The sequence below is a fragment of the Clostridium sp. genome (assembly GCF_021372645.1).
Lineage (GTDB): Bacteria > Bacillota > Clostridia > Clostridiales > Clostridiaceae > Clostridium.
Genome location: NZ_JAJFUC010000020.1, coordinates 1 through 7,561, shown reverse-complemented (window position 1 = coordinate 7,561; position 7,561 = coordinate 1). Strand labels below are relative to the sequence as shown.

General features: G+C 27.7%; 9 protein-coding genes. 5 read left to right on the top strand and 4 right to left on the bottom strand.

Annotation, left to right across the window (positions count from 1 at the left end):
- Positions 1-67: 67 nt before the first annotated feature.
- Both LLF98_RS03250 and LLF98_RS03245 read left to right on the top strand, forming a co-directional pair.
- A complete protein-coding gene (locus LLF98_RS03250; RefSeq protein ID WP_291700775.1) occupies positions 68-751 on the top strand; it encodes a helix-turn-helix domain-containing protein in 684 nt (227 codons plus the stop codon).
- Positions 691-1,629, top strand: coding sequence for an IS3 family transposase (locus LLF98_RS03245; RefSeq protein ID WP_366512067.1), 939 nt, complete (start codon positions 691-693; stop codon positions 1,627-1,629). The genes LLF98_RS03250 and LLF98_RS03245 overlap by 61 nt, the downstream gene beginning before the upstream one ends.
- Before the next feature lie 277 nt (positions 1,630-1,906).
- On the opposite strand, the gene LLF98_RS03240 is transcribed toward LLF98_RS03245, so the two are convergent.
- Positions 1,907-2,395 (bottom strand): DUF4883 family protein, encoded by a 489-nt coding sequence (locus LLF98_RS03240; protein WP_291700772.1) that lies wholly within the window; start codon positions 2,393-2,395, stop codon positions 1,907-1,909.
- A 387-nt stretch (positions 2,396-2,782) separates the two neighbouring features.
- On the opposite strand from LLF98_RS03240, the gene LLF98_RS03235 reads away from it, so the two are divergent.
- A complete protein-coding gene (locus LLF98_RS03235) occupies positions 2,783-3,805 on the top strand; it encodes a pyruvate kinase (protein ID WP_291700771.1) in 1,023 nt (340 codons plus the stop codon).
- A 223-nt stretch (positions 3,806-4,028) separates the two neighbouring features.
- Here the strand turns inward: LLF98_RS03235 and LLF98_RS03230 are convergent, their stop codons facing one another.
- The 3 genes from LLF98_RS03230 to LLF98_RS03220 form a co-directional block, all read right to left on the bottom strand.
- Positions 4,029-4,523 carry a hypothetical protein gene (locus tag LLF98_RS03230; protein ID WP_291700769.1) on the bottom strand — a complete coding sequence of 165 codons (495 nt, stop codon included), beginning with the start codon at positions 4,521-4,523 and terminating at the stop codon, positions 4,029-4,031.
- Positions 4,524-4,584: 61 nt separating this feature from the next.
- The gene (locus LLF98_RS03225; RefSeq protein WP_291700767.1) at positions 4,585-5,190 is read right to left on the bottom strand and encodes a DnaJ domain-containing protein; all 606 of its coding nucleotides are present in this window, start codon (positions 5,188-5,190) and stop codon (positions 4,585-4,587) included.
- Positions 5,190-6,095, bottom strand: a complete 906-nt coding sequence (locus LLF98_RS03220) for a DUF5685 family protein (RefSeq protein ID WP_291700765.1) — start codon at positions 6,093-6,095, stop codon at positions 5,190-5,192. The genes LLF98_RS03225 and LLF98_RS03220 overlap by 1 nt, the downstream gene beginning before the upstream one ends.
- Positions 6,096-6,606: 511 nt before the next feature.
- Between LLF98_RS03220 and LLF98_RS03215 the strand changes: the two genes are divergently transcribed.
- A complete protein-coding gene (locus tag LLF98_RS03215; protein WP_291700763.1) occupies positions 6,607-7,149 on the top strand; it encodes an NADH peroxidase in 543 nt (180 codons plus the stop codon).
- A gap of 140 nt (positions 7,150-7,289) precedes the next feature.
- The coding region (locus LLF98_RS03210) for a transposase (RefSeq protein ID WP_291700761.1) at positions 7,290-7,561 on the top strand (272 nt) is incomplete at its 3' end.

Here is a 7,561-nt window from a genome sequence, read left to right as displayed (position 1 = left end):
TGATATGCTCCCTTTAAGGTAGACAGATTAAAAAATAAAAATCCGTTACTTGAAAGGGAGTATTTTGATGTCTAAAAGATCTAGATATGCAGTGGATGAAAAGTATAAAATTTTAATGGATTATGAGAGTGGAGTTGGATCAATACAAGAGATCTGTGTTAAATATAAAATTAGTACGTCAACTTTTCATGAGTGGAGGTACAACTATGAAAAGCATGGAATGGACGGGTTAAAAGAATCAAAAAAATATAAGAAATATTCAAAAGAGTTAAAGAAACAAGCACTACAAGACTACTTTTCAGGGAAATACTCACAGATGGAAATTGCAAAAAAATATGAATTACCAAATAGATCAGTATTTAAACTTTGGATAAACAAGTATAATAGTCATAGAGAAATAACGGAAACACCGAAAGGAACAAAGAAATCTATGACAAAAGGAAGAACTACATCTTTAAGCGAAAGAATTGAAATTGTGCAATATTGTATTGCTAACAACAGCGACTATCATATGACCGCCGAGACTTATAAAGTCTCCTATAATCAAGTATATCAATGGGTTAGAAAATACGAATCTGGTGGAGAAAATGCACTGCAAGATGCGCGCGGTAAGAAAAAGTCTGAAGCTGAATTAACACCTGAAGATAGGATTAGACTTGAAATGAAAAGACTTGAAGCCGAAAATGAAAGATTAAGAGCGGAGAATGCATTCTTAAAAAAATTGGAGGAACTAGAAAGGAGGCGGTATTAAGCCGCATAAGACAAGAAAACAAATATATTGCTATAGAGGAGCTTCATAGCACTGAAAAGTTCTCTATTGTACTATTGTGTGAAATAGCAATGATTTCACGTTCCTCATTTTACAAGTGGGCAAATCGTGAAAAATCTGCTTTGGAAAATGAGAATAAAATGTTAGTTGATGAAATTATTAAAATCTATGAGGACGTAGATGGCATTTATGGATATCGCAGAATGACAATGAATTTGAATCGAAAGCTAGACCAGAATTTCAACCACAAGCGTATTTATCGACTTATGAAACTTGCAGGTCTACAATCTGTGATTCGAAGAAAGAAAAAACGTTATATGAAATCTAATCCGCAGCAAGTAGCAGAAAATATTCTAAACCGTAAATTTGAATCTGATAAACCAAATCAAAAATGGCTTACAGATGTTACCGAATTTAAGTATGGAAACTCTAAGAAGGCATACCTAAGTGCTATATTAGACTTAAATGATAACTCTATTGTTGCATATGTGCTTGGACATTCTAACAACAATGAACTCGTATTTAAGACTTTAGATTTGGCGCTTGCAGCTTCGCCCGGCGCAAAGCCTATGCTTCATAGTGATCGAGGATTTCAGTATACTTCATATGGTTTTAAACGTAAATTAATATTAGCAGAAATGACTCAAAGCATGTCTAGAGTAGGTAAATGTATAGATAACGGTCCTATGGAAGGGTTCTGGGGTATTCTAAAGTGCGAAAAGTATTATCTACATAAATATGATACATATGAGGAACTTTCCAATGCAATTGATGATTATATAAGTTTCTATAATAACAAAAGGTTACAAAAAAAATTAAACGGCCTAAGTCCTTTAGAATTCAGGGCTTTAGCCGCTTAAACTATTTTTATTATTTTCACTGTCTACTTGACAGGGAGCAGTTCAGAAGTCTATGTATCCATTAACTTATTTTTGAAAAATATCAAAAACAAGTTAACAGATTAAAGTAAAAAATTGGTTAATCAACACTTGTGATAAGATAATATAATATAATAGAGAATCATTATGAGAGGCATTTAAGATAAATACCTCTTCATATTTTTATATATTATCTAATGCTACTCTATAAGGGGCAAAAGTAAAACATATAATTTATAAACGCGGATATTACTAGAGTTCACTTAGATAAAGGTTTATTTGTAATGTGATTACAAAAATCAAAAGGATTATATCTTAACGGTAACCCTTTTATTGATATAACATCCTCTTTATAATTTCCATCCCATGGAGAAATGGAGACAACAGAATCATTAAAAATTTTCATCAAGTATTTATCGTCATCAAAAACTATTTTTAATCTGAACGGCTCTTTCATATCAACTTTTTCATCTAAATAATTATCTTCAACAAGAGAAGATATAAAATTTTCAAGTATAGGATTTTCTTCACTTGGAACTTCTATTTCTTTATATAGGTTGGTATCAAATACATAAAGAGTAAAATTCTCATTATTTAGAATTTTATTTTCAAGTTCATCAGTATAATAATGATTATTTGGTTTTGTAGACAAATTTATGTATCCAAGGTCTTGGAAGTAACAACCATTTAAGGTGAGAAGTAATAGTAAAATTATAAAAATAAAATTTAATTTCTTCAAATAAAACATCTCCTAATAACATTTCTTATATTCAGTATATTCACAAAAATAACAAATCAGTATGCTAACCTAGTTTATCTGATAGCTAGCATCCATAATACGCCAACTTTCTTTAAGTGAGAGATAACGTCTGTACGCTCCTGGACTTGGTGGTATCCACTTATGGGTACGTACATTGTGACCATTGAGGTTATAAGTTCTTCTAAGCTTTAGTTAAAGAGAAAATTATATTAATATTAAGAAAATACTTCCTAAAACCAACAATTATTTTATGTCATGTATTTTATATAAATTTATTCATAGTGTGATTTTTTAGAACTTTTCAATTAAGATAGCAGGTGATAATTAAGAACATTTTATAATATGATAAACAGTAAAGATAATTTGGAGGAGAATATGTATATAATAGGTACAGTAGGGCCAAATGTAAAAGATAGAACAGTGCTTAAGGGAATAATAGATAATGGTGTAAATGCATTAAGATTTAATTTTATACATGCAGATGAGACAGAATTCTCAGAATTTTTTAAAGTGGCAAAAGAAATAAATAATAATATAGAGATAATACTAGATCTCTCAGGAACTAAAGTTAGAGTGTCTAGTAAATTTGAATATATATATAAAATTTATGATGATGAAGAAATTTATTTTTGTGGAGAAGATAAATATGATGAAATAAAAAATAATATAAACAAAATTAAAATTAAGATAATTCCATTGAATATAAATAATAAAATTTTAAATGAAAAAGATTTTAAACAAATAGGAATAAAAGATAATACGATGCTTTTCAATGTTATAGATAGGACTGATGGACTTATTAGGGTAGTTACAGTAAGAGGAGGGATTATTAGAAAGGGAAAGGGGTGCAATATCAAAGGATTAGATAGAAAATGTATCTTACTAAGTGAAAAAGATAAGAATGCTATAACCTGGGGGATAAAGAATAAAGTAGATATAATATGCCAATCATTTGTTGAGGACAAGTATGATATTAAAGAAATAAAATCATTTTTTAATGACAACATGTTAAATCAAGATAAACCTAAAATTTGGGCAAAGATAGAAACTTTAAATGGTATAAGTAATATGAAAAGTATTTTAACTGAAGTAGATGGAATTGTTATAGGCAGAGGGGATTTGATTCCAGAAACATCAATAGAAGATACACCAATATATGAAGAAAAAATAATAAATCAAGTGAGTAAGGATAAAAACAAAGATATAATTATAGCAACGCATATTTTTAATAGCATGAAAAATGGAAAAATGCCTTCAATTTCAGAAGTTGAAAGTATATATAATTTTATAAAAGCTGGCGCTACAGGATTCCTTTTAGCTGGAGAAACATCCATAGGAAAAGCACCTGTAAAAACAGTTGAATTTCTTAATAAGCTGATTTTAAAATATAAACATTAATTCTTACCTAAATTTAATTTCTTATGTTTTAATTTCCATATTTAAAACCTCTTTACATTTTTCTGGATTTATTGTAACTGACTATTTTCCAATTTGCCTTGATCGTTTTATCATTTGTTCATATATTTTCATTATCTCTTTTTTACTGTTTTACCAGTTTCGTATACTTTTTTATTCTTATTAAATTGGACTTGTTATTTTTTGTTAATGCTTAATATGAAAGCTAAATATGTTTATTAAATTTGTTAAGGAAAAACGATATGGCTAAAGTTAATGCATAGTCATAAAGTAAAAATACTATTTGGGCAGTTAACCATAAAATATATAAGGGAAAATTAGTAGATAAAATACCTAAAAAACTTTTAGTAATTAAGTAAATTGTACCGAGTAACATATTGAATGTAATTAGCTTTAATAATAATTCCAAGGGAATATTTTTAGCTTTTTCTATAAGGTATTTTATTATTCCATATATGCCAAAAAACAATGTATAGTAAAGAGCAATATTAGTTTTAACTAAAAAGAAACTAAGAGTACTTGAGGCAATATAAACTAATATTGTGTTTTTTATTGAACTTCTTATGATAGATATTGGAATTAAGCAAGAAGCAATTGTTAATATTGACAATGTACTTATTGGAATTATAGAAGTAGCATAAAGTATTACAAGAATCAATGCTACTAATAGTCCGCTTTCAGCAATATATCTTGATTTCATAAAATCTTCACTCCTTTGTTAAATGTAAATTACATATGTGCAAAATTTAATATTATTTTATTTAACAACAACCAATTAAATCTCCACCAGTACATTCGCATAATGTATCTAAACACCAAAGATTCATGCAACAGTTGCAGGCATCAGTATTATTAGTGTTTGTAGTTCTAAAATAAGGATTAGAATAGCTGTTACTTCTTTGTCTTAAAGAATTTAAACCTTGTCTGTATTCAAAATTATTTGGATCCATATTAACAGCTGTATTCATATGTTGAAGAGCAGAATCAAACCAACCTTTATTAAGTAGCACTGCACCATATAAATAATGCCATTCTGCATTTCTATTATTAATAGAATTTAATTTATTTTCAGCCACCTCATAATTTCCAGATTGAATTAATCTTCTTATTTCTTGGAACTCATAAGAAGTAGTTGAAGAATTGTTATAATTAGAAGAATTACTAGAATTATAATTATTCTTTCCAGAATTTTTTGTTAAAGTATCATAAGCTTCATTAATTTCAATAATTTTTTCTTCGGCTAAATTTTTTAATGGATTATCTATAAATTTGTCAGGATGGTATTGTTTAATAAGTTTTCTATATGCACTTTTTATTTCATCTTGGCTTGCACCAGGTTGTATACCTAATACTTCATATGGATTCATTATAAATCTCTCCTTTTAGTTTCATTTGTACTTTCTGGATTCTTAGTAACATTCACGTATTTATCCATTAAGCCGAGTTCAATTATGTTATATAGTATATCCTCATTTCTATTAAGTTCCAATTTTTCTAAGTTTTTTTTAAAACTATAGCCGCAATTCAAAATAGTAAATTCTATTTTAGGCTTGATAAATTTAATAAATTCATGATATTCTAAGGAATCTTTATTATATAAAAAGTTTATTGGATTAAACTTTTCTTTTTCTATATCAGATTTTAAATCATCTAAAGCATCTATTAAATAAATCCATTTTCCTATAGAATACCCTAAAGTATACAAAGTATTTCTAAGCCCTAGGCAATCATCCCTTAGCTTATAAGGATAATCACGTAGGATTATGCCAACTAAATTACTAAATGGATCGCATATTTCATCTATAGACGTAAAAGATTTATTATCTTCCAATATAGAAAGATTATTTAAGCATTGCTTGATATCATTATTAATTTTAATTATCGAAGTTTCAAATTTTCTTTTATAGGGTGATAGAACAAATGAAAAAAATTTGCTTTTTAAATTTTTATCATCATGTACATCATCTAATAATTTATAATAAAACAAGGATATATTCATAGCAGCTGCGTAAGACAAAGCTTTATTATTAGTTATTACAATCTTTCTTTCAGTAGGGTGAAGTGAACATCTATGGGATGAAACTTCTAATTCTTCTGGATTTAATGCATCTAATAATAATCCTAAAAAAGTCATATCATAATTTAAAGACATTCTAGGGATATTACCAAATTCTTTTTTTATGTGACAACATAATCCACAATAATAGCATTTAAATCTAGCAAAATCTTTTACTTTCATTTCTGCCTTTAGTGGAGTAATATATCCAAACAATAAAAAACACTCCTTATCAAGTGAAACTTGATTCAGGTGGAGGTTGATATCCATCTGAATCTTAGTTGAATTTATCCTTCAAGGATAAAATTAAGTATAAATTTATTATACAGTAAATTTCAATATTCAAACAATAGATTTAGATATATATAATAAAAATTTCAGATAAAATTCACATTTGTATCTAAATATAAAGTAAAAAATCATGAAAAGTTTTTCTGGTATAAATTCATGGTCTTTTATATTGTTAAATGCATAAGTCATGGCTAAAATAACAAAATCAAATAAAAATAAGAACTCAAAGAGAAAGTTCGAGTAATCAAATATAAAAAACTATTTATCTGGTAAGATGAAATATACTCTATGTATGAATAAAATATTTTATAGAAAACTTAAAAATATTAAAAAAACTATTTACAATGGATAATAATTACTATATAATAATATTTATAGATGGTAAATAAATGAATGAAGTAACAAAATTAAATTAAAATTTTAGGAGGAATAAATTATGAAAAAATTCGTTTGTACAGTGTGTGGTTATATTTATGAAGGAGAAGCAGCACCAGAAAAATGTCCAGTTTGTGGAGTAGGATCAGACAAATTTATTGAACAAAGTGGAGATTTAAATTTTGCAGATGAGCACATAATTGGAGTAGCAAAAGGTGTTGATAAAGAAGTAATTGAGGGATTACAAGCAAACTTTGCTGGAGAATGTACAGAAGTGGGAATGTACTTAGCTATGTCAAGACAAGCTGATAGAGAAGGATACCCAGAAGTTGCAGAAGCATATAAGAGAATAGCATTTGAAGAAGCAGAACATGCTGCAAAATTTGCAGAATTATTAGGTGAAGTAGTAACAGCAGATACAAAAGCAAACTTACAAGCTAGAGTTGATGCAGAACATGGTGCATGTCAAGGTAAGAAAGATTTAGCAACACTTGCTAAGAAATTAAACTTAGATGGTATACATGATACAGTACATGAAATGTGTAAAGATGAAGCTAGACATGGAAAAGCTTTCAAAGGATTACTAGATAGATATTTTGCATAATATTAAATCTATAAATTTTTTATAAAATATTAAAAGAGGGGCTGTTGCAAAACTAACATAGTTAGTTTTGTAGCGGCTCATTTTTTTAGATATAAAAAATGTGAATTCCAAAGAACTCACATTCATTGTATAATTTACTTATGCTAAAAACCAAATTACACACTAAAGATTATACTGAGATTAATGATAATTTTCAACTTATATTACCATTAAATCTAGAAAATTTAATACCAACAGATGATTCAGTCCGCTTGCTAAGCCATGTATTGGAGGGATTAGATTACACAAAATTGTATAAGGCGTACTCTTCCGTTGGAAGAAAACCGGCAGTGGAACCTAAAATCATGTTCAAAATATTATCTTATGCTTATTCTCAAAATATATATTCAAGCAGAAAAATAGAAAAAGCATG